Below are 21508 nucleotides of genomic sequence, written 5' to 3'. Positions count from 1 at the left end.
GAAGAAATCATTTCCTGATCTAGTATTTCTATAATGATTCCTCTATAATTGAAAATGATTATCAATTATAGAGGAAGTGAGGTTCTTTTACATATGCTAAAACGCTTTTTTGCCTATTACAGGCCCTATCGTGGTCTGTTCTTTTTAGATTTCTTTTGCGCTGTGGCCGTCGGACTCATGGAACTAGGTTTCCCGCTGATCGTGAACTACTTCATTGATACATTACTGCCGACAGGGAACTGGACGGTCATTGCCTGGACCGCACTTGCGCTGTTTGTCATTTACGCACTCAGCTCAGTGATGCAATTTATCGTGTCGTATTGGGGGCACATGCTTGGCATTAATATTGAGACAGATATGAGAAAAAAACTATTTGATCATTTTCAGCGTCTGTCCTTCAAATTTTTCGATAACAACAAAACGGGCAAACTCATGTCACGGATGACAAATGACCTCATGTACATTGGTGAGGTAGCGCATCATGGACCTGAGGATTTGTTTATTGCGATTATGACCATTCTTGGCGCCTTTGCCGTCATGCTCATGATTAACTGGCAGCTTGCCATTTTAACGTTCTTGATTATGCCAGTCATCATCTGGTTAGCCCTTCATTTTAATAAAAAAATGACACAGGCGATTACACAACTCAACAATGACATTGGAGACTTTCATGCAAGGGTTGAAAATAATATTGGTGGTATTCGTCTTGTTCAAGCCTTTGCAAATGAACATTTCGAGAAAAAGCGCTTTGCTGAAAACAACAACCGCTTTCGAAAAGCGAAACTTCTTTCCTATAAAATTATGTCGGTTAACGGATCAATCAGCTATATTCTCACAAGGCTTGTGACGCTGTTTGTCCTTCTGGCAGGTACATGGTTTGTTCTTCAAGGTCAATTAACGGCAGGCGGATTTATCGCCTTTGTCTTGATCACAAATGTGTTATTCAGACCAATTGATAAGATCAACACGGTGATTGAAATGTATCCAAAAGGCATTGCCGGTTTTAAAAGCTATGTCGATTTGCTTGAAACAGAGCCAGATGTGAAGGATACAGAAGGTGCACGTGATATTTACGGCTTGAAAGGTGAAATTGAGTATCGAAACGTGACATTTGGCTATGATGAGCACAATCATGTATTGAAGGATATCAACTTGAAGATCAAACAAGGGGAAACTGTTGCATTTGTCGGGCCATCAGGAGCGGGGAAATCGACCATTTGTAGTCTGCTGCCTCGTTTTTATGATGTGGACGAAGGAGACATCACCATTGATGGTGTGAGCACGAAATCGATGACCTTGTCCTCTTTAAGACAGCAGATTGGCATTGTGCAGCAGGATGTCTTTTTATTCTCAGGCACCATTCGTGAGAATATTGCGTACGGCAACCTAGAAGCGAGTGATGCAGACATTTGGGAGGCGGTGCGACGTGCCCATTTAGAGGAGCTCGTTCAGCGGTTCCCAGAAGGGTTGAATACGGTCATTGGTGAACGCGGCGTTAAGCTATCCGGCGGTCAAAAGCAACGCCTGTCAATTGCACGGATGTTTTTGAAAAACCCGTCTATTCTTATTTTGGATGAAGCGACGTCAGCACTTGATACAGAAACAGAAAAAGCGATCCAAGACGCACTAAGCGAACTGGCAGTCGGTCGGACGACACTCGTCATTGCTCACCGCCTTGCGACAATTAAACATGCAGACCGAATCATCGTCGTGACAGAGGAAGGCATTGAAGAACAAGGCCGCCATCAAGACTTAATCCAAATGGGCGGTGTCTATAGCAGACTGCATGAAGCGCAGTTTGGTCATTGAAGAGAAGTGATTGAATGAGTCCAGCTATTAAGCTGGGCTCTTTTTGATAGGATAAAATCTTCTTTTCCATTTAAATGGAATGTTGATATACTATAAGGCAATTGGATTCAAAAGGAGAGGATGGCTTGAGTGAAACGGCAAAAACAGTCATGATCAAAAGCATTCACTATGTGACGCTCGTTGGCTTATTTATCTTAATCATTCCCGCTGGACTCAATCCAGTCTTTTTTTATGTGGGAATGATTTTGTTTGGCATCAACACGGGAGTAAACGTCATAGACAGTTCTCTGAGCAGAAAAAAGATATTTGCGATGCTGGCCATCAGTTTTGCTGTCATATTGTTTGGGCTGTGTTTAAGCTCTTATATTAAATCTGTGCCCTTTTGAAAAAGGGCTTTTTTTGCTAGGATAGTAAAAACTCGTGTAGGAAGGATCTGATGGAATGAAGGGGCTTCGGCATTTACAGAAGGGCGATAAAATAGGTATTTATTCTCCCTCAAGTCCAGCATCTGCTACCTCGCCTCTTAGGTATGAGCGGGCGAAGGAATGGCTTGAACAAAAAGGATTCATTGTGGTACCAGGATCATTAACAGGGAAAGAGGATCACTATCGTTCAGGAACGATTCAAGAACGAGCAGCTGAGCTGAATGAGCTGATGGCGAGAGAAGATTTGTCCTGTATCATGTCGATGATTGGGGGGACGAACTCGAATAGTTTGCTTCCTTATCTCGACTTTGAGCTGCTGATGAAGCATCCGAAAATCATGATTGGTTATTCAGATGCGACGGCAATTCTTTTAGCGGCTTATGAAAAAACGGGTCTTCCTGTTTTTTACGGGCCTGCACTTGTGCCGTCTTTTGGAGAGTTTGAACCATTTGTCAATCATACATATCAATCTTTCGAGGACATTCTCATTCATCCGCAGCCCATCCCATATCAGGTGAAAAAACCGCCCTTCTGGACGGAAGAACGGATCAACTGGGAAGAGAAAATACGAGAAAAAGAAAAACGTCCAAACGAGTGGATGTGCGTCATTGAAGGGCAGGCAGAAGGCAGACTGATCGGCGGGAACCTAAATGCCATGTATGGCATATGGGGAAGTGAATTCATGCCTCAAATCCAAAAAGGCGATATCCTTCTCATTGAAGATTGTATGAAAACAGCCTCCATCGTCGAAAAGAACTTCTCTCTGTTAAAGATAAATGGTGTGTTTGAACGGGTATCTGGTATCCTCTTAGGGAAACATGAGCTGTTTGATGATGAAGGAACGGGCAAAAGGCCGCACGATCTCTTACTTGAAGTACTGGGAGATACAAAGAGGCCGCTCATCGCAGAATTTGACAGTGCCCATACGCATCCGATGCTCACGATGCCAATCGGTACACAAGTAAAAATGAATGCAACGTCACGCGAGGTTTGGCTGACAGAAGCGTGGATATAGAAAAAAGAGCAGCTCTAATACTGCTCTTCTTTACGAAGCATGTTCTTTTTCAAATGGCTGTAGAAGGTCTTGTGCCTCTTTTCCTTCTACCACGATTAAATAGTCTGATTCTAAATGAGTGAGCCTAAAGGTTTCTAGCTCTACGATGTTCTTAATGTTGCACATTGTTTTTTTAGAATATACATATAAACGATGCTGAGCGTGCTGGCACTTTTCGTATAGAGAAATAAGCTTATGTAAATTCAATGCTTTCGCAGCAATTCGGATTGAATAGATTTGTGACATCTTCATATCCTCCTGTTAAATACTTTCTCACAATAGCTTTGTTACCCCCGTTGTGATAGAGGTAAACCTTTCTCTACGATTTCCACTCAATGGTGCCTCCGCCCGTCCGCCGATTGCCTCTGATCGCTGACAGCTCCTCAACAAGACGGAGCAAAGCCTGATCCTTTTTCTTTGCCTCAATCATAAAATCCACATCACGACCATACGGCTTTAAAGCTTGAAAAAGTGGCAAAACAAACGACATCTCCACTCCATCCGCATGGCTTCGTATCGCCTTTTCTGATTTAGGTGAGGATAAGTGGATTTTAGGCGGTATGCCAGTGTTTGCCCACGTGTCAAACACTCTTGGCAGAATGTCATCAAGCGCCGCATCATCATCTTTGTTTGCCATGTGATGGTGGTAATCAAATACAAACGGGATGCTATGCTTTTCACAAACATCAAGCGTTTCTAATGACGTATAGGTTTTGTCATCATTTTCAAGCGTCATTCTCGCCTTGATATGTGCAGGAAGCTGCTTTATATTTTCATCAAAACGCTGTAAAGCAGATGCCTTGTCGCCATATGCACCTCCGACATGAATGTTCATATAGCCTTCCTTTTCAAGCTCCATGGCCTCAAGCATTTCATAATGATAGGTCATATCAATGACTGCGTTTTCTGTAATAGATGGCTTTGGACTTGTGAACAAAGTAAATTGATTGGGGTGAAAGCTCACTCGTAATCCGTGCCGCTTTACGAGTTGACCAATCTCTAGAAATTCTTTGCGAAAGGGTGTCACAAAGTCCCACCGCACCTCAGGATGGGTGGCGAGCGGGACAATCGAGCTTGAAAAACGGTAAAGCGGAATATCATGGGCAATCGCAAAATAAAGTGTTCTTAATGTATTGACGAGGTTGGCTTTCGTCGTTCGCAATAGAGCCTCTGTCCTCTCTTCCTTTGAGAGCTTACTGTATCTTGCAAAGGTCAGCGACTTGGCAGGTGAAGCTTCCCATAAAGTGACGGCGTTGGATACATAACCAAATCGATAACGCATAGGTCAACTCCTTTATAAAAAATACGAGAACAGGGCGCCTATCCACTCAATTGGACGCGTGAGAAGTGGGCGTTGTTTGTATTTTTCTTCAGTCATCAGTTCTGACACTTCCATGTGTTCACGAATCTTTTCCTCTACATGTGCGGTGAAGGCGGGATCATCAATGGCCACATCCACTTCTTCGTTGAAAAACAAACTTCGTTTATCAAAGTTCGCTGTACTGATCATACAACGGCTATGATCGATGAGAATGGCTTTCGCATGATAAAACCCTTTATAAAAACGATACACAAGACATCCAGCAGCAATTAGATCTTTCAAATAATGAAATCCAGCTTCTTTCACAAGCGGGTGATCTGCCTTCATTGGGATGATGATGTCGACAGTCACGCCTCGCTTCCGTGCGTCAAGAAGGGCGCTTAGAAGAGGAGCAGATGGAATAAAATAGGGCGTGCAGATGGTGATTTGCTTTTTCGCCTTTTGAATATCGTGAAGAAATAAGGCCTCTAAAGAAAAACCTGCCGTCGCACGTGTAGTGCACTGTAATGTTCCCGGTTCCAGTGTAGGAAAAACCTCGTATTGCAGCTGTTGAATACCAGATGAGCGGTACAAATCATTCAGAAACACATGCTGGAGGTCTGCGACAACCTGTCCTGTCATGCGCAGGTGATAGTCTTTCCAAATGCCAAACCTGCCGTTTTTCCCTACATATTCATCGCCGATATTAAACCCGCCAATGTAGCCGATCTTCCCATCGATGACCGTGATCTTCCGGTGATTTCTCATGTTCAAACGATAAATGAAAAAAGGAAAACGTGGTTTATTTAAAAAGTAAAATTGAATGCCGCTTTTTTCTAGCATCTGAATGGATGTTTGATCAAATGAATAGGAGCCTAACCGATCAGTGAGCAAAAAAACCGAAACACCTTGCTCTGCTTTCGCTTTAAGTGCTTGCAGAATCCTTTGCCCAATCTTGTCGTTCTTTACAATAAAGAACATCATATGAATAGAAGAAGAGGCTTGCTGTATATCCGTAAGAAGCTGATCAAACAGTGGTTCGCCATCATGATAAAAGGCTGCATCGCCGCTTGTTTGGTCAAAAGACCGTTCAAAAGCATGGGTAGAAAAATATTTTCTCCCTATATAAAGATCTAGCCTGACGAGTAGAACAATGACGAAGACGACGAGTAGAATGATCCATGCGATCATGAAGGTTCCTCCTTTTTTATATATGACGATAGTGTACCCAAATGGGCAAAAAATATTGACTGAATACTCATTCATTATTTATGATAGAGGTACAACATGGAAACGGAACAAAGTGGGTCTTGGGGAATGAAAGGGGGAGCAAGATGAATAGCCTTTTAATTGTTAACTTGATTGCATTTGCGGCAGTGACCGCTTACGCTGTGTATTTGTTTATTTATCTCATTCGAACACGAGCGGCGTATATTCGTCTTGGCAAAAAAGAAGAATTTCAAAAAGACATGAAAAAACGCTTAGAACGTGTTTGGGTGAATGTGTTTGGGCAAAAGAAACTGCTGAAGGACAAGAAGAGCGGCATCATTCATGTGCTGTTTTTCTATGGATTTATTTTAGTGCAGTTCGGAGCCCTTGATTTTATTATGAAGGGACTTGTTCCAGACAGCGGGCTACCATTAGGTCCGCTTTACGGTGTCTTTACGTTCTTCCAAGAGGTAGTCACACTTCTCATTTTAGTGGCGGTGGTTTGGGCGTTCCATAGAAGATATGTCGAGAAGTTAGTCCGTTTAAAAAGGGGCTTTAAATCAGGGCTTGTCCTTTTGTTTATTGGCGGATTGATGCTGACCGTATTACTGGGAAACGGAATGAACATCATTTGGCATGGGCACTCACTATCAGCAACTGAGCCAATTGCTTCCGGCGTTGCTTTCTTGCTGGGCTGGCTGTCACCACTTGTGGCAACAATTGTGTTCTATGTCGCATGGTGGGTGCATCTTCTTATTTTACTGACGTTCTTAGTGTACGTCCCGCAGTCTAAGCACGCCCATCTCATCGCTGGCCCGGTCAACGTATTTGTCAGCAGATTGGACCCGCCAGGCAAACTGCAAAAAATTGATTTTGAAGATGAGACACAAGAAACGTTCGGCGTTGGGAAAATTGAAGATTTCCGTCAATCTCAGCTGATTGATCTTTACGCTTGTGTGGAGTGCGGGCGCTGTACGAATATGTGCCCGGCGACAGGGACGGGGAAAATGCTGTCTCCAATGGATTTGATTTTACGATTAAGAGATCATTTAACAAATAAAGGGGCTGCCATTACTTCAAAGACACCGTGGGTTCCGCAGCTTGCTTTCAAACAGACGACAGGAAATCAGCTGGCGATGCAGGCAAGAGGAGCTGGAGCGGAAGAATCTGCGGCGAGCGCAATGTATCATCCTTCTCTCATTGGAGAGGTCATTACAGAAGAAGAAATCTGGGCATGCACGACATGCCGAAACTGTGAAGATCAGTGTCCTGTCATGAACGAACACGTCGACAAAATCATTGATATGCGCAGATACTTAGTGCTGACTGAAGGAAAAATGGACGCAGATGCACAGCGTGCGATGACAAGCATCGAGCGCCAAGGGAATCCATGGGGATTGAACCGAAAAGAAAGAGAAAACTGGCGTGAACTAAGAGAAGATGTGCATGTCCCGACAGTGAAAGAGCTGAAAAAAGCAGATCAGACCTTTGACTATTTATTCTGGGTTGGATCGATGGGTGCATATGACAATAGAAGCCAAAAGATTGCTCTTGCCTTCGCAAAACTGCTCAATGAAGCAGGGGTTTCTTTTGCCATCCTAGGTAATAAAGAGAAAAACTCAGGCGATACACCGAGAAGACTTGGGAATGAATTTTTGTTCCAAGAACTTGCTGCAAAGAACATCGAAGAATTTCAAAAAAATGACGTAACCAAAATCGTCACGATCGATCCGCATGCTTACAATTTATTTAAAAATGAATACCCAGACTTTGGACTTGAGGCAGAGGTGTATCATCATACAGAATTACTGGCAGAGCTAGTAAAAGAGGGAAAATTAACGCCTATTCATGAAGTGAACGAGGTCATTACTTTCCACGATTCTTGCTACCTAGGCAGATATAACGAGGTCTATGATCCGCCAAGAGATATTTTAAAATCCATTCCGGGTGTGACACTGAAAGAAATGGAACGGAATCGTGAATCCGGGATGTGCTGTGGTGCCGGCGGCGGCTTAATGTGGATGGAAGAAGAGACAGGTACTCGAATTAACACAGCGAGGACGGAGCAGGCCTTACAGGTACAGCCATCCATCATCAGCTCAGGATGCCCATATTGTTTAACCATGCTTGGGGATGGGACGAAAGCGAAGGAAGTAGAAGAGCAGGTCGGCACATTTGATGTCGCAGAACTTCTTGAAAAATCAGTGTTTGGCGAAACGAGAACGCAGGCTTCATAAAGGTGTCAGGCCGATGGATCGACTGTTCATCGGCCAGTGGACACCGATATTTTATGAACTGTCTAGCATTTATGTAAGCGGTAACAAATAGGAGGGGAAAGAAATGAGCACGACGGTCATTGTATCTGGAGCGAGAACACCATTTGGAAAAATAGGTGGAACTTTCAGTCGTTTGACTGCTGCAGAATTAGGCGGGATGACGATAAAAGCTGCGCTGGAAAGAGCCTCAAATGTTCATGAAGTGGATGAAGTCATCATGGGCAGTGTCCTTCAAGGAGGACAAGGTCAAATTCCTTCAAGACAGGCAGCTAGACAGGCAGGTCTCCCTTGGTCGGTTCCGACGCAAACCATCAACAAAGTCTGTGCTTCAGGAATGCGCAGTGTCACGACAGCCGATCAAATCATTCGAGCGGGAGATGCCAATGTGATCGTGGCAGGCGGCATGGAATCCATGTCTCATGCTCCTTATCTTCTGAAAAAAGCACGATGGGGTTACAAAATGGGAGATGGTGCAGTACAAGATGCCATGATTTTAGATGGATTAACCTGTTCGTTTACAGGTGTTCATATGGGTGAGTATGGAAGCATGGCGGCGAAAGAGCTTGGCATTACACGAGAAGAACAAGACCTTTGGGCGTTAAGAAGTCATGAACGAGCCGTTGAGGCGCAAAAAAATGGCTTTTTTAAAAAGGAGATCATCCCCGTTACTGTCAAGAATAAAAAAGGAGATCAGCTGATTTCAGAAGATGAAGCCCCGCGGCGTGATACGTCATATGAACGTTTGTCAAAACTGATGCCTGTTTTCGATCAGGCAGGTACGATCACCGCTGGCAATGCACCGGGTGTCAATGATGGTGCAAGTGCGCTTCTATTAATGAAAGACACATACGCCATGCAGCAAGGTGAAAAATCTATGGCAGTTGTGCTTGGGCATGCGCAAGTAGCAGTAGAGGCAAAGGACTTTCCGAAAACACCAGCCTATGCCATCGAAAAAGTGTTAAAGAAAACAGGGAAGCGAGTAGAGGATATCGATTTGTTTGAAATCAATGAGGCTTTTTCAGCGGTTGCATTGGCATGCGAAAAAATTCTTGGACTGGATCGGCGGAAAATGAATGTGAACGGAGGGGCAGTCGCGATTGGTCACCCGATTGGAGCAAGCGGAACACGTATTATATTGACCTTGATCCATGCACTCAGACAAAGAGGCGGCGGGATCGGCATTGCGGCGATTTGCAGCGGCGGGGGTCAAGGTGATGCGATCATGATCAAGGTGGATTAAAAGGGAGGCGTTCATTGTCATGAGTATAGAAGAGACCGTCATGGTCGTTGGGGCTGGGCAAATGGGCTCGGGTATTGCCCAAGTATTTGCACAGTCAGGTTATACCGTCCTGCTCCATGATACGGAAGAGGAGCAGATTCATCGAGCCATTTCCTCTATGACCAAACAACTGACGAAACGAGCAGAAAAAGGAAAGCTGGCACATCAGGCAGTCCGTGATATTACACAGCGACTGGCTGTTTCAACAGATTTAAAGGATGTACAGCAGACGCATTTAGTGATTGAAGCCGCATCTGAACAAATGAAGATCAAAAAACAAATCTTTGAAACCCTCGATCAATTTGCACCTGATGACACGATATTTGCGACAAATACGTCTTCCTTGTCGATCACAGAATTAGCAGCCGTGACGAAACGGCCTGAGAAAGTGATTGGCATGCATTTTATGAATCCAGTTCCCGTGATGAAACTTGTGGAAGTAATCCGTGCGCTACAAACGGATGATGCCACGTACCAATTTGTTTTTGACACCGCAAAGACATTAGACAAAACGCCAATTGAAGTGGAAGACTTCCCTGGGTTTGTGTCAAACCGTATTTTGATGCCGATGATCAATGAAGCCATTTACACCCTTTATGAAGGCGTGGCAGATGTAGAAAGTATTGACGGCATCATGACGCTTGGAATGAACCATCCAATGGGCCCGCTTCGTCTCGCCGACCTCATCGGGCTCGATACTTGTTTATTTATTATGAATACCCTTCACGAGGGTCTTGGAGATAGCAAATATCGACCTTGTCCTCTTTTGAAAAAATACGTGAACGCAGGCTGGCTGGGAAAAAAGACAAAGAGAGGTTTTTACACTTATCACGACCACTCATAGGGGGAGTCAAGATGGATGTGTTGCTGACAGAAAAACAACGTCTTTGGAGAAAACGAGTAGCAGAATTTGCACGCCAGCATGTATTCCCTGAAATAGAAGCGATGGAACAGGGCGTGTTCCCGAAAACGCTTTTAGCTGAAATGGGTCGGCAAGGCTTTTTAGGCATTCCGATCCCAGATAAGTATCACGGATTAGGGGCAGATTTCACAACCTATATCATGGCGATTCATGAATTTTCCAAAGTAAGTGCAACCATCGGTGTCATTGTATCCGTTCATACATCCGTTGTGACGATGCCGATTTTGGCGTTTGGAACGACTGAACAAAAAGAATCCTACGTTCCCAAGCTTGCGTCCGGGCAGAAGCTGGGCGCCTTTTGTCTAACTGAACCGAAGGCAGGATCAGATGCCTCTAGTATTCAGTTGAAAGCAGAGCGGGCAGACGATCACTATGTGTTAAATGGAACGAAAATTTTTATCACAAGCGGCGGTGAAGCGGAAGTCTATCTTGTATTTGCCGTGACAGACCCTGCTTCTGCTAAGAAAAATATATCAGCGTTCATTGTGGAGAAGGGGACACCAGGATTTACGATCGGAAAAGATGAGAAGAAAATGGGCCTGCATGGATCAAAAACAGTCACACTTCATTTTGACGGTGTTCGAATTCCAAAAAAACAGCTGCTCGGTGCAGAAGGAGAAGGCTTTCGGATTGCCATGTCTAGCTTAAATGCGGGGAGAATTGGCATTGCGGCTCAAAGCCTTGGTATTGCAGAAGCCGCATTAGCTGAGGCGGTCACGTATTTAAAGCAGCATCCAGCTGGCCTTGAAACGACCATTCGGTTGGGCGATCTGGGCACCAAGCTGGAAGCGGCAAAACTTCTTGTCTATCAAGCGGCTTCTTATAAAGAGGCCAATCGCCCTGTCACGAAGGAAGCGTCGATGGCGAAGTTATTTGCATCTAAAACAGCGGTTGATATTAGTACTGAAGTCATCCATTTGCTTGGTCTAGCCGGTTACACGAAGCAATACCGAGCAGAGCAGTACTTTCGTGATGCGAAAATTTGTGAGATTTATGAAGGAACAAGTGAAATACAAAGGCTGGTTATTTGTAAACAGCTAATATGAAGTGAGGTGGCTCATGATGCAGTTCCAATTAAGTGACGAACACGAAATGATACAAAAAATGGTGAGAGATTTTGCGAAAAATGAAGTGGAGCCAACAGCAGCAGAGCGAGATGAAACAGAATCGTATGATCCCGCTATTTTTCGTCAAATGGCGGAGCTTGGTTTAACGGGAATCCCTTGGCCAGAAGAAAATGGGGGGATTGGTAGTGATTATTTGGCCTATGTCATAGCGGTTGAAGAGCTCTCACGAGTGTGCGCCTCAACAGGCGTCACCCTATCTGCTCACACATCACTCGCCTCATGGCCAATCTATACATTCGGAACAGATGAGCAAAAGGAGACGTATTTAAAGCCGCTTGCAGAAGGACAGAAGATCGGCGCATACGCACTGACCGAGAGCGGCTCGGGTTCAGATGCCGGCGGAATGAAAACAACAGCAGTAAAAGCAGGGAATGAATACGTCTTGAACGGGGCAAAGATTTTTATTACCAATGGAGGCATTGCGGATTATTATATTGTGTTTGCTGTTACTGACCGGGATGCTTCATCGCGCAATACAACCGCTTTTATTGTAGAAAAAGAGACGCAAGGCTTCTCAATCGGCAAAAAAGAAAGCAAACTGGGCATACGCTCATCGCCAACGACAGAAATCATCTTTGAAGACTGTCGTATACCCGAAAGGAACCGGCTTGGTCAAGAAGGCGAAGGTTTTAAGATAGCGATGATGACACTTGACGGCGGCAGAAACGGTATTGCCGCACAAGCTGTTGGCATTGCTCAAGGTGCTCTGGATGCAGCAGTCAATTACGCAAAGGAGCGCAAACAATTTGGTAAACCAATCATTCAGCAGCAAGGCATTGCTTTTAAGTTAGCGGATATGGCAACGGCAATTGAGGCCTCAAGACTGCTCACCTATCAGGCAGCATGGCTTGAAACGAAAGGGCTTCCGTATGGGAAAGAATCAGCTATGTCCAAGCTTTTTGCCGGTGATACAGCCATGAAGGTGACGACAGAAGCTGTACAAATCTTCGGCGGATACGGCTATACAAAGGATTACCCAGTCGAACGATACATGCGTGATGCGAAAATCACTCAAATCTATGAAGGTACACAAGAAATTCAGCGGCTGGTCATCTCACGGAAACTGCTAGATATGTAGAAACCAAGTAAAGACCACCTGATATGAGGTGGTCTGTTTTTGTGTGAAATGTGAAATCTCTCCAATATGATCTCATATCACCTGATCACTATGGTAAAATTGGGAAAAGAACCAAAATGGAGGTTATCATGATGAACACAACATTTATTGGCATTTTAGGAATCGTCACGATGATCATATGGATTATGGTCTCCACAGAGCTTTCAAAGTCTCCAAAAAGGAAGGAAGAAAAAGAAAACAGCCGCAGAAAACTCATTGTACTCATGTCTGCGGGCACTTTATTCACCGTACCTTTGGTTTTTTCACTCATTCAGAATATCCAGCTGTAACATATCCCTTCGACTAAACCGCTGCTGTCTGTTTTAATTTCATCCATTTGAAGAAAACAAAACGGACGAGTGGTCCCATAATCAACATCTGCAAAGGGAACGCCAACATGACATTATGGCCGAAAATCGTTAAGTAATCAGATAGAATCGATTGTGTTTGAAATCCTGTGCCGATGCTTTGAACAACATATCCGCATAAAGACATGAGACACACCATCCCAAACACGATAAAGATAGAAAGAGTAAGAATAAAATAGATTTTCTTGCCTTTTGGGGCAAAACGGTTGGCTGCTTTTTTTGCTGAAGGCCCAACAATACACATCTCAATCAACAACGTGATGGCAAAACCGATCACATAGGTGAGTACACCTTCTAACCATGTCATATGTCCAAGCCGTCCATTTAAAAATAGGTTATAAAAGAACATCACTGAAAACATACAAAAACACATCAAGACACCAAATTGTATATCTTCTTTTTTTGTCATTGGCAATTTGATCAACCTCTCAAAATTAGTCTATTTATTATAGATTTCTGTTTCAATTCGTCGTAAGTGAACATTTTGTGAAGGAATAAATCCCCTTTTTTAAGAAGAGTAAATGGCTTTGTATTCATCAAAAGAGAAGACAAAAAAGCATGCAAAATGTGTACTTCACACATGAATTATGCCAATTCGGCACAAATGATTGACCGCTAGAGGCTTCTCTTGTGAAAAAATCAAAAATTAACATCAATAAAGGTGGCATAAACTCCCCTAATTTGTTTATAATGAGAGGTATGGTTTGTCGTAAGAATAAGGTATAAATACTTATTATTTCACTGATAAATGGATACATACATGTAATAGAAAGGGAGTGTCTGACCTTGAGTTTGAAAGAATACTCACAGGAACAGCTCAAACAAATGTCTTTAGTTGAACTTGCTTATGAAATTTTCAGAGACAGCAAAACACCGATTACGTTTTCCGAGTTAATAGATGAAATTGTCCGTTTGCAAGGGATACAAAAATCTGATCTTGATGATCGACTTGCTCAATTTTATACAGACTTAAATATAGATGGCCGCTTTATTTCGTTAGGTGATCAGAGATGGGGACTTCGCAGCTGGTATCCAGTTGATCAAATCGAAGAAGAAGTTCAGCCAGCTGTGAAAACAAAAGCGAAAAAGAAAAAAACAAAAGCTGCTGTCGTTGAAGAAGACTTCGATGATATTGAAGAGGAAGAAGAAATCGACGAGCTTGAAGAAGATCTTGATCTTGTTGAAGACGACGAGGACCTTGACCTAGATGATGAAGAAATCGATGAAGAGATAGAAGACTTCGACGAAGATGATGATGAAGATGATGACGGCTTAACGGAAATTGATGAAGACGATTTAGACGATGATGAGGAAGACAAATAACCCTCACAAACCGGTCCTGAAAACAGGACAAAACCGTCTTGACTTTCCAGAGCGAACTATGTAGTATGTATTTTGGGCTCTCTAAAAAAGAGTACGTAAAGATACGTTCATTTACGCTCCCTTTCATTTATTTGAAAGGGAGCTTTCTTATTTTTCAAGAGATTTAGGGATACACTCTAAAAGGATGAAGCTGTGCATGTCTAGTCATGCAAGGGTAAAAAAGAGAGGAGCATACGAAATGACAAAGTATATTTTTGTAACAGGAGGAGTTGTTTCCTCACTTGGAAAAGGGATCACGGCTGCATCGTTAGGCCGCCTTCTGAAAAATAGAGGGATGGATGTCACCATTCAAAAATTTGATCCATATATCAACGTAGACCCAGGGACAATGAGTCCATACCAGCACGGTGAGGTATTTGTTACAGACGACGGTGCTGAAACAGACCTTGACTTAGGTCACTACGAGCGTTTCATTGACATTAACTTAAATAAGTACAGCAACGTTACAACAGGTAAAATCTACTCTACTGTTTTGAAGAAAGAGCGCCGCGGCGACTACTTAGGTGGAACAGTACAGGTTATTCCCCACATTACAAATGAAATCAAAGACCGTGTGTACCGTGCCGGAAAAGAAACGGGTGCAGATGTGGTCATTACAGAAATCGGTGGAACAGTAGGAGACATCGAATCCCTTCCATTCCTTGAAGCGATTCGTCAAATGAAGAGTGACATCGGCCGTGAAAACGTGATGTACATTCATTGTACCCTTGTTCCTTACATCCGTGCTGCAGGCGAACTGAAAACAAAACCAACACAGCATAGTGTAAAAGAACTTCGCAGTCTTGGTATTCAGCCAAACGTCATTGTGGTCAGAACTGAAATGCCATTGGCACAAGACATGAAGGACAAAATTGCGCTATTCTGTGATATTGATACGAAAGCAGTCATCGAATGTCAGGATGCAGATACCCTTTATTCGATTCCGCTTGATTTACAAAAACAAGGATTAGACAAGCTTGTATGTGAGCACATGAAGCTTGACTGTCAAGATGCGGACATGACGGAGTGGACGGCGCTTGTTGATAAAGTACAAAACCTTTCAAAACAAGTTACGATTGGTCTAGTAGGGAAATATGTTGAGCTGCAAGATGCATACATTTCTGTCGTTGAATCCCTTCGTCATGCGGGCTATGCATTTGATGCGGATGTTCAAATCAAATGGATCAACGCAGAAGAAGTCACAGCAGAAAATATGGCTGATTTCGCTCAAGATGTAGACGGCATTATTGTTCCTGGAGGCTTCGGAGACCGTGGAGTAGAAGGGAAAATCATTGCAACACAATATGCGCGCGAAAACAAAGTGCCATTCTTCGGAATCTGCTTAGGTATGCAAGTCGCATCTATCGAATATGCGAGAAACGTACTAGGTTTAGAGGGAGCACATTCCGCTGAAATTGATCCAGAAACAGCATTCCCAATCATCGACCTTCTTCCAGAACAGAAGGATGTTGATGACTTAGGTGGAACACTTCGCCTCGGCCTATATCCTTGTAAATTAAACGAAGACTCAAAAGCATTTGCTGCATACAATGACGAAGTCGTGTACGAACGCCACCGTCATCGCTATGAGTTTAATAACGAATTCAGACAGCAAATGGAAGCAGCAGGTTTTGTCTTCTCTGGTACAAGCCCAGACGGACGCCTTGTTGAAATCATTGAACTGAAGGATCACCCATGGTTCCTTGCTTCTCAGTTCCACCCAGAATTTATTTCAAGACCAACAAGACCACAGCCGTTATTTAGAGATTTCGTTGGTGCTTCACTACAGGCATCTGAATCAAAATAAAACAAAAACTGCCGAGAATATCATCTTCTCGGCAGTTTTTTTATTCATATTCCTCAACGATTTCTTTCACAGTAAACGATAGAGCATGGTAGACATATAAGCAGGTCATCAGTGCAGGATAGCCGAACCTTGTTCCATCTTCAGCAGGCACAAGTGGTTTTTTGAGCTGAAAATCAATGTGGACATCACAATGCTCTTCAATGAATGATGTCTCCTTTTGTGCAGGACCGACACCGACAATAGGTGTGCCTTGTTCGTGCAGCTCTTTGACAAGGGATTGAATCTCTTGATCTTCTGGATCTGAATAAAATAAAAGCACCCTGTCACTTGGATGAAGTAAGCTGCGCTCCTTTTGATCCAGCGGCAGAACCTTCGCACCCGGAAACGGCTCCTTGCTCTCGGATGCCTCTAAGGCTACAGCCGCTAGTTCATTCTTGCCATGAAAATACACGGCATGTCCACTGACAACGGCCTGAGCAAGAAGGCGTGCACCGTCTTCGATCGCTTCGGCCTGCTTATCTCCAATACGTGAAAAAATACCTGATAATTGGGTAGTGAAAATTTTTAACAAGACTCATTTCCTCCTTCTGTCAGATCATTTTATAATAGAATATAAAGAGAATATTAGGAAAAATGCTCAGAAAATGTCGTAAAGTAAACTATTATAATTAAAGGAAATGTGAAAATCAAACAGAATTATTTAACAACAGCTCTTTTTATGGCGAAAAATGAAAGCAATGGGGTGTAACAGATGAATGAGAAAATTTTAATTGTCGATGATCAGTACGGTATTAGAATATTGCTGAATGAAGTGTTTCATAAAGAAGGCTATCAAACCTTTCAAGCCGCTAATGGACTACAGGCATTAGATATTGTGAAAAACCATAGACCAAACCTCGTCCTGCTTGATATGAAGATTCCCGGAATGGATGGCATTGAGATTTTAAAACGCATGAAATTAATTGATGAAGACATCCGCGTGATCATTATGACAGCTTATGGCGAACTAGATATGATTCAAGAGTCTAAAGAGCTCGGTGCATTAACGCATTTTGCTAAACCATTTGATATTGATGAAATCCGTGATGCAGTCAAAGAATACTTGCCACTCGAAACAAATGGCTAGATGGAAATGATTGAATCAAGTCATTCTGTTGCCGATTTGTCGAATAATTGGTATTCTAGATAAGAAGAAGAAAGCGATCTGACTTTGAAAGTTTACATATGGCGAGAAATTCTGGTCATGCTAGGGTGGAGAGCTTTTTTTAGTAAGCAAATTAGCTACATAGGGAGGATTTTTCATCATGCCTTTAGTTTCAATGACAGAAATGTTGAAAGACGCAAAGGAAAAAGGTTACGCTGTTGGACAGTTTAACTTAAATAACTTAGAATTCACGCAAGCGATTTTACAAGCTGCTGAAGAAGAGAAATCTCCAGTGATTTTAGGAGTATCTGAAGGAGCAGGACGCTACATGGGCGGCTTCAAAACAGTTGTCGCAATGGTAAAAGCGTTAATCGAAGAATATAATGTAACAGTTCCTGTTGCGATTCATTTAGATCACGGTTCAAGCTTTGAATCTTGTGCAAAAGCGATTCATGCAGGATTTACTTCTGTGATGATTGATGCTTCTCACCATCCATTTGATGAGAACGTAGCGACAACTGCAAAAGTGGTTGAGCTTGCACATTTCCACGGTGTATCTGTAGAAGCTGAGCTTGGAACTGTTGGTGGACAAGAAGACGACGTCATCGCTGAGGGCGTTATTTATGCTGATCCAAAAGAGTGCCAAGAGCTTGTAGAACGTACTGGTATTGACTGCCTTGCGCCTGCACTAGGTTCAGTTCATGGTCCATACAAAGGTGAACCAAACCTTGGTTTCGCTGAAATGGAAGAAATCGGTAAAACAACTGGACTTCCACTTGTTCTTCACGGCGGAACAGGTATCCCGACTGCTGACATCAAGCGTGCGATTTCACTTGGTACAGCAAAAATCAATGTAAACACTGAAAACCAAATTGCTTCTGCGAAAGCAGTTCGCGAAACACTTGCTGCAAAAACAGAAGAGTATGATCCACGTAAATATCTTGGACCAGCTCGTGACGCAATTAAAGCGACTGTTATCGGCAAAATGCGTGAATTTGGTTCTTCTAACCAAGCATAATTTGATGAGAACCGAAAGCCGCCTGAGTCACAGGCGGTTTTCTCCATATCTTGAGAAAGCGCAATCAAATTTACATTTCAGACAATTTATTGATAGGAGAGTGGCACAGTTATGTTATTTTTCGTAGACACAGCGAATATCGCAGACATCAAAGAGGCACACGAGCTTGGCATTTTAGCAGGCGTGACAACAAACCCTAGTTTAGTAGCGAAAGAAAAGGACGTATCGTTCCACGACCGCCTTCGTGAAATCACTGACGTGGTATCAGGTTCAGTTAGTGCGGAAGTCATTTCCCTCAAAGCAGAAGAAATGATCGAAGAAGGAAAAGAGCTTGCTGCTATTGCACCAAATATTACAGTTAAAATCCCAATGACAACAGACGGTCTTAAAGCGGTCAAAGCGTTAACAGACCTTGGGATTAAAACAAACGTCACGTTGATTTTTAGTGCAAACCAGGCACTTCTTGCAGCTAGAGCTGGTGCGACGTATGTCTCTCCATTCCTCGGCCGCTTAGATGACATTGGCCAAAATGGTCTTGATCTCATTAGTGAAGTGAAAACCATTTTTGATGTTCATGGATTAGATACACAAATCATTGCTGCATCCATTCGTCACCCGCAGCATGTGACAGAAGCTGCGCTTAGAGGTGCTCATATCGGCACAATGCCGCTGAAAGTCATCAAGCAGCTGACAAAACACCCATTAACGGATGCAGGCATTGAGCAATTTTTAGCAGACTGGAATAAATAAGTGATTGTGGCAGACGGATACCCATCCGTTTGCCGCAGTTTTCCTTAAATACGCTAAGAAATGTTTTGTGCAAAGAAGAGAACATCACAGCCTCGCAAAGCTTCGATTATTTTTCTTCCGACAAATTTCGTTTAACCTGTATTCTTTCTCTTGATATTGGCTAAATTTTGGACAAGACCTTTTAAAGCGCGACATCCACAAACAGTATAACTCCAACAGTGATCTTCTTTAAGAAGGGAGACAAATATGGAAAAGTTAAACATTGCCGGCGGTGACCCCTTGCGCGGGACCGTACATATTAGTGGTGCGAAAAATAGTGCTGTGGCACTGATTCCTGCCACGATTCTCGCTGATTCTCCAGTAACCATTGAAGGCCTTCCGCATATTTCAGATATTGACACATTACGAGATCTGTTAGAAGAGATTGGCGGAAAGGTCACGTTTGAAAAAGGTGAGATGGTTGTCAATCCTGCCTCCATGATCAGTATGCCGCTTCCTAATGGGAAAGTGAAGAAACTACGAGCATCCTATTATTTAATGGGCGCCATGCTCGGTAGATTCAAACAGGCTGTCATTGGATTGCCAGGAGGATGTCACTTAGGACCTAGACCGATCGATCAGCATATCAAAGGCTTTGAAGCACTTGGAGCCGAGGTGACAAACGAACAGGGTGCGATTTATTTGCGCGCTGAAAAATTAGTCGGAGCCCGTATTTATCTTGATGTTGTCAGTGTAGGTGCGACCATCAACATCATGCTGGCAGCCGTGCTAGCTGAAGGGAAAACAGTGATTGAAAATGCCGCAAAAGAACCCGAAATTATTGATGTAGCGACACTGCTTGCAAGCATGGGAGCTAAAATCAAAGGTGCGGGGACGGATGTGATTCGGATCGAAGGTGTGGAATCTCTTCATGGCTGCAGGCATTCCATCATCCCTGACCGCATAGAAGCAGGTACATTTTTAATTGCAGGTGCAGCGATGGGGGATGAAGTTGTGCTTGATAATGTGATCCCAACTCATTTAGAATCAATTACGGCGAAACTTAGAGAGATGGGATTCACAATTGAAACAAGCAACGATCAAATGCTGATCGTTGGCAGAAATGAAGGACTCAAGCCTGTCGATATCAAAACCCTTGTGTATCCGGGCTTTCCGACCGATCTTCAACAGCCGATGACGGCTTTGTTAACAAAAGCGAAAGGCACGAGTGTCGTGACAGATACCATTTACTCTGCCCGCTTTAAACACATTGACGAATTGCGTCGAATGGGTGCTAACATGAAGGTGGAAGGAAGATCTGCCATTATTACAGGTCAAACGCAGCTTCAAGGTGCAAAGGTCAAAGCAAGTGATCTGCGAGCAGGTGCTTGTCTCGTTGTTGCAGGGTTAATGGCAGACGGTGTGACCGAAATCACAGGGCTTGAACATATAGACAGAGGATATAGTATGCTTGAGGAGAAGCTTGAAGGCTTGGGTGCAACCATCTGGCGTGAAAAGCTGAATGACCAAGAAATAGAAGAACTTCAAAATTCATAAGGCTTTGACTGTGAGAGGAGATTTGGACAAAAATGGAAAGAAGTTTATCGATGGAACTAGTACGGGTGACAGAAGCAGCTGCATTAAAATCTGCTCGTTGGATGGGTAGAGGTTTAAAAGACGAAGCGGATGATGCTGCAACAAGTGCCATGCGTGATGTATTTGATACGATTCCGATGAAGGGAACTGTGGTCATCGGCGAGGGAGAAATGGACGAAGCGCCAATGCTTTATATTGGGGAAAAGCTTGGAAACGGATATGGACCTCGCGTGGATGTCGCTGTTGATCCATTGGAAGGAACAAATATTGTGGCGAGCGGCGGCTGGAATGCTTTAGCTGTTATCGCTGTTGCAGATCATGGCAACTTGCTGAATGCACCTGATATGTACATGGATAAGATCGCAGTAGGTCCAGAAGCGGTAGGCTGCATCGACATTGAAGCGCCTGTCATTGACAATCTTCGTGCTGTTGCAAAAGCGAAAAACAAAGATATTGAAGATGTTGTTGCGACAATTTTAAACAGAGAGCGACATGAAAAGATCATTGCTGAGCTGAGAGAAGCTGGAGCAAGAATCAAGCTGATCGATGATGGTGACGTTGCAGGAGCCATTAATACAGCATTTGATCACACAGGTGTTGATATTCTATTTGGTTCAGGTGGAGCGCCTGAAGGTGTCCTTTCTGCTGTTGCGCTTAAAGCACTTGGTGGAGAAATCCACGGTAAGCTTCTTCCACAAAGTGAAGAAGAGCTGAGACGCTGTGAGAAAATGGGACTGGATGTTGGAAAAGTCCTCAGAATGGAAGACCTCGTGAAAGGCGATGACGCCATTTTTGCAGCGACAGGTGTAACAGATGGCGAGTTATTAAAAGGTGTTCAATTTAAAGGCTCTGTTGGAACAACACATAGTGTTGTCATGCGTGCGAAATCAGGTACTGTTCGATTCGTCGATGGCAGACACAGTTTAAAGAAAAAACCGAATCTTGTCATTCGTCCGTAATCTGAAA

Annotated in this window: 21 protein-coding genes; 16 read left to right on the top strand and 5 right to left on the bottom strand. The window is 43.4% G+C overall.

Going from position 1 to position 21508, the window contains the following annotated elements:
- Positions 1–93 precede the first annotated feature (93 nt).
- The 3 genes from ID12_RS03055 (at position 94) to ID12_RS03045 (ending at position 3249) form a co-directional block, all read left to right on the top strand.
- Positions 94–1809, top strand: coding sequence for an ABC transporter ATP-binding protein (locus ID12_RS03055; protein ID WP_050826693.1), 1716 nt, complete (start codon positions 94–96; stop codon positions 1807–1809).
- A 125-nt stretch (positions 1810–1934) separates the two neighbouring features.
- Entirely contained in the window at positions 1935–2195 is a 261-nt protein-coding gene (locus ID12_RS03050) for a hypothetical protein (protein ID WP_050826692.1), read from the top strand.
- Positions 2196–2250: 55 nt separating this feature from the next.
- Positions 2251–3249, top strand: a complete 999-nt coding sequence (locus tag ID12_RS03045; protein ID WP_050826691.1) for a S66 family peptidase — start codon at positions 2251–2253, stop codon at positions 3247–3249.
- Between the two features lie 30 nt (positions 3250–3279).
- Here the strand turns inward: ID12_RS03045 and ID12_RS03040 are convergent, their stop codons facing one another.
- The 3 genes from ID12_RS03040 to cls all read right to left on the bottom strand — a co-directional run bounded on the left by ID12_RS03040 (position 3280) and on the right by cls (position 5779).
- Entirely contained in the window at positions 3280–3534 is a 255-nt protein-coding gene (locus tag ID12_RS03040) for a hypothetical protein (RefSeq protein WP_017360064.1), read from the bottom strand.
- A 73-nt stretch (positions 3535–3607) separates the two neighbouring features.
- Positions 3608–4570 carry a UV DNA damage repair endonuclease UvsE gene (uvsE, locus tag ID12_RS03035; RefSeq protein WP_050826690.1) on the bottom strand — a complete coding sequence of 321 codons (963 nt, stop codon included), beginning with the start codon at positions 4568–4570 and terminating at the stop codon, positions 3608–3610.
- A gap of 12 nt (positions 4571–4582) precedes the next feature.
- Positions 4583–5779, bottom strand: coding sequence for a cardiolipin synthase (cls, locus tag ID12_RS03030; protein WP_050826689.1), 1197 nt, complete (start codon positions 5777–5779; stop codon positions 4583–4585).
- 143 nt (positions 5780–5922) lie between these two features.
- Between cls and ID12_RS03025 the strand changes: the two genes are divergently transcribed.
- The 6 genes from ID12_RS03025 to ID12_RS03000 all read left to right on the top strand — a co-directional run bounded on the left by ID12_RS03025 (position 5923) and on the right by ID12_RS03000 (position 12808).
- Positions 5923–8034: a (Fe-S)-binding protein gene (locus tag ID12_RS03025; RefSeq protein ID WP_050826688.1), complete on the top strand. Its 2112-nt coding sequence runs from the start codon at positions 5923–5925 to the stop codon at positions 8032–8034.
- A gap of 103 nt (positions 8035–8137) precedes the next feature.
- Positions 8138–9313, top strand: coding sequence for an acetyl-CoA C-acetyltransferase (locus ID12_RS03020; RefSeq protein ID WP_050826687.1), 1176 nt, complete (start codon positions 8138–8140; stop codon positions 9311–9313).
- A gap of 19 nt (positions 9314–9332) precedes the next feature.
- Positions 9333–10196 (top strand): 3-hydroxybutyryl-CoA dehydrogenase, encoded by an 864-nt coding sequence (locus ID12_RS03015; protein ID WP_007497692.1) that lies wholly within the window; start codon positions 9333–9335, stop codon positions 10194–10196.
- An 11-nt stretch (positions 10197–10207) separates the two neighbouring features.
- The gene (locus tag ID12_RS03010; RefSeq protein WP_048002972.1) at positions 10208–11320 is read left to right on the top strand and encodes an acyl-CoA dehydrogenase family protein; all 1113 of its coding nucleotides are present in this window, start codon (positions 10208–10210) and stop codon (positions 11318–11320) included.
- A 16-nt stretch (positions 11321–11336) separates the two neighbouring features.
- On the top strand, positions 11337–12479 hold the full coding sequence (locus tag ID12_RS03005) for an acyl-CoA dehydrogenase (RefSeq protein ID WP_050826686.1): 1143 nt from the start codon (positions 11337–11339) through the stop codon (positions 12477–12479).
- A 131-nt stretch (positions 12480–12610) separates the two neighbouring features.
- On the top strand, positions 12611–12808 hold the full coding sequence (locus ID12_RS03000) for a hypothetical protein (RefSeq protein ID WP_050826685.1): 198 nt from the start codon (positions 12611–12613) through the stop codon (positions 12806–12808).
- A 13-nt stretch (positions 12809–12821) separates the two neighbouring features.
- On the opposite strand, the gene ID12_RS02995 is transcribed toward ID12_RS03000, so the two are convergent.
- Positions 12822–13295 (bottom strand): DUF2798 domain-containing protein, encoded by a 474-nt coding sequence (locus ID12_RS02995; protein WP_224559426.1) that lies wholly within the window; start codon positions 13293–13295, stop codon positions 12822–12824.
- Positions 13296–13672: 377 nt separating this feature from the next.
- Between ID12_RS02995 and rpoE the strand changes: the two genes are divergently transcribed.
- Positions 13673–14209, top strand: a complete 537-nt coding sequence (gene rpoE / locus ID12_RS02990) for a DNA-directed RNA polymerase subunit delta (RefSeq protein WP_017368217.1) — start codon at positions 13673–13675, stop codon at positions 14207–14209.
- Positions 14210–14447: 238 nt separating this feature from the next.
- The gene (gene pyrG / locus ID12_RS02985) at positions 14448–16055 is read left to right on the top strand and encodes a glutamine hydrolyzing CTP synthase (protein ID WP_017360053.1); all 1608 of its coding nucleotides are present in this window, start codon (positions 14448–14450) and stop codon (positions 16053–16055) included.
- 40 nt (positions 16056–16095) lie between these two features.
- Here pyrG and ID12_RS02980 read toward each other — a convergent pair whose 3' ends face one another.
- Positions 16096–16626, bottom strand: coding sequence for a DUF2529 domain-containing protein (locus tag ID12_RS02980; RefSeq protein WP_008343445.1), 531 nt, complete (start codon positions 16624–16626; stop codon positions 16096–16098).
- 180 nt (positions 16627–16806) lie between these two features.
- On the opposite strand from ID12_RS02980, the gene ID12_RS02975 reads away from it, so the two are divergent.
- The 5 genes from ID12_RS02975 to glpX all read left to right on the top strand — a co-directional run bounded on the left by ID12_RS02975 (position 16807) and on the right by glpX (position 21501).
- Positions 16807–17181 (top strand): response regulator, encoded by a 375-nt coding sequence (locus ID12_RS02975; RefSeq protein WP_003214681.1) that lies wholly within the window; start codon positions 16807–16809, stop codon positions 17179–17181.
- A 178-nt stretch (positions 17182–17359) separates the two neighbouring features.
- Positions 17360–18217 carry a class II fructose-bisphosphate aldolase gene (locus ID12_RS02970; RefSeq protein WP_007497678.1) on the top strand — a complete coding sequence of 286 codons (858 nt, stop codon included), beginning with the start codon at positions 17360–17362 and terminating at the stop codon, positions 18215–18217.
- A gap of 111 nt (positions 18218–18328) precedes the next feature.
- Positions 18329–18967, top strand: a complete 639-nt coding sequence (fsa, locus tag ID12_RS02965) for a fructose-6-phosphate aldolase (RefSeq protein ID WP_003215343.1) — start codon at positions 18329–18331, stop codon at positions 18965–18967.
- 246 nt (positions 18968–19213) lie between these two features.
- Positions 19214–20503: a UDP-N-acetylglucosamine 1-carboxyvinyltransferase gene (locus ID12_RS02960; RefSeq protein ID WP_007497673.1), complete on the top strand. Its 1290-nt coding sequence runs from the start codon at positions 19214–19216 to the stop codon at positions 20501–20503.
- Positions 20504–20535: 32 nt separating this feature from the next.
- Entirely contained in the window at positions 20536–21501 is a 966-nt protein-coding gene (glpX, locus tag ID12_RS02955; protein WP_007497670.1) for a class II fructose-bisphosphatase, read from the top strand.
- Positions 21502–21508: the final 7 nt, after the last annotated feature.

It is taken from the genome of Bacillus altitudinis (assembly GCF_001191605.1).
In the GTDB taxonomy this organism is placed as follows: Bacteria; Bacillota; Bacilli; order Bacillales; family Bacillaceae; genus Bacillus; species Bacillus altitudinis.
The sequence above is the reverse complement of the archived record's forward strand: the minus strand, read 5'-3'. Positions and strand labels throughout refer to the sequence as shown.

What these genes read in the sequence shown, in the direction of transcription:
- ID12_RS03055 (WP_050826693.1), top strand. Translation starts at nt 94, where the DNA reads ATGCTAAAACGCTTTTTTGCCTATTACAGGCCCTATCGTGGTCTGTTC.
- ID12_RS03045 (WP_050826691.1), top strand. Translation starts at nt 2,251, where the DNA reads ATGAAGGGGCTTCGGCATTTACAGAAGGGCGATAAAATAGGTATTTAT.
- ID12_RS03040 (WP_017360064.1), bottom strand. Translation starts at nt 3,534, where the DNA reads ATGTCACAAATCTATTCAATCCGAATTGCTGCGAAAGCATTGAATTTA.
- uvsE (WP_050826690.1), bottom strand. Translation starts at nt 4,570, where the DNA reads ATGCGTTATCGATTTGGTTATGTATCCAACGCCGTCACTTTATGGGAA.
- cls (WP_050826689.1), bottom strand. Translation starts at nt 5,779, where the DNA reads ATGATCGCATGGATCATTCTACTCGTCGTCTTCGTCATTGTTCTACTC.
- ID12_RS03025 (WP_050826688.1), top strand. Translation starts at nt 5,923, where the DNA reads ATGAATAGCCTTTTAATTGTTAACTTGATTGCATTTGCGGCAGTGACC.
- ID12_RS03020 (WP_050826687.1), top strand. Translation starts at nt 8,138, where the DNA reads ATGAGCACGACGGTCATTGTATCTGGAGCGAGAACACCATTTGGAAAA.
- ID12_RS03015 (WP_007497692.1), top strand. Translation starts at nt 9,333, where the DNA reads ATGAGTATAGAAGAGACCGTCATGGTCGTTGGGGCTGGGCAAATGGGC.
- ID12_RS03010 (WP_048002972.1), top strand. Translation starts at nt 10,208, where the DNA reads ATGGATGTGTTGCTGACAGAAAAACAACGTCTTTGGAGAAAACGAGTA.
- ID12_RS03005 (WP_050826686.1), top strand. Translation starts at nt 11,337, where the DNA reads ATGCAGTTCCAATTAAGTGACGAACACGAAATGATACAAAAAATGGTG.
- ID12_RS03000 (WP_050826685.1), top strand. Translation starts at nt 12,611, where the DNA reads ATGAACACAACATTTATTGGCATTTTAGGAATCGTCACGATGATCATA.
- ID12_RS02995 (WP_224559426.1), bottom strand. Translation starts at nt 13,295, where the DNA reads ATGACAAAAAAAGAAGATATACAATTTGGTGTCTTGATGTGTTTTTGT.
- pyrG (WP_017360053.1), top strand. Translation starts at nt 14,448, where the DNA reads ATGACAAAGTATATTTTTGTAACAGGAGGAGTTGTTTCCTCACTTGGA.
- ID12_RS02975 (WP_003214681.1), top strand. Translation starts at nt 16,807, where the DNA reads ATGAATGAGAAAATTTTAATTGTCGATGATCAGTACGGTATTAGAATA.
- ID12_RS02970 (WP_007497678.1), top strand. Translation starts at nt 17,360, where the DNA reads ATGCCTTTAGTTTCAATGACAGAAATGTTGAAAGACGCAAAGGAAAAA.
- fsa (WP_003215343.1), top strand. Translation starts at nt 18,329, where the DNA reads ATGTTATTTTTCGTAGACACAGCGAATATCGCAGACATCAAAGAGGCA.
- ID12_RS02960 (WP_007497673.1), top strand. Translation starts at nt 19,214, where the DNA reads ATGGAAAAGTTAAACATTGCCGGCGGTGACCCCTTGCGCGGGACCGTA.
- glpX (WP_007497670.1), top strand. Translation starts at nt 20,536, where the DNA reads ATGGAAAGAAGTTTATCGATGGAACTAGTACGGGTGACAGAAGCAGCT.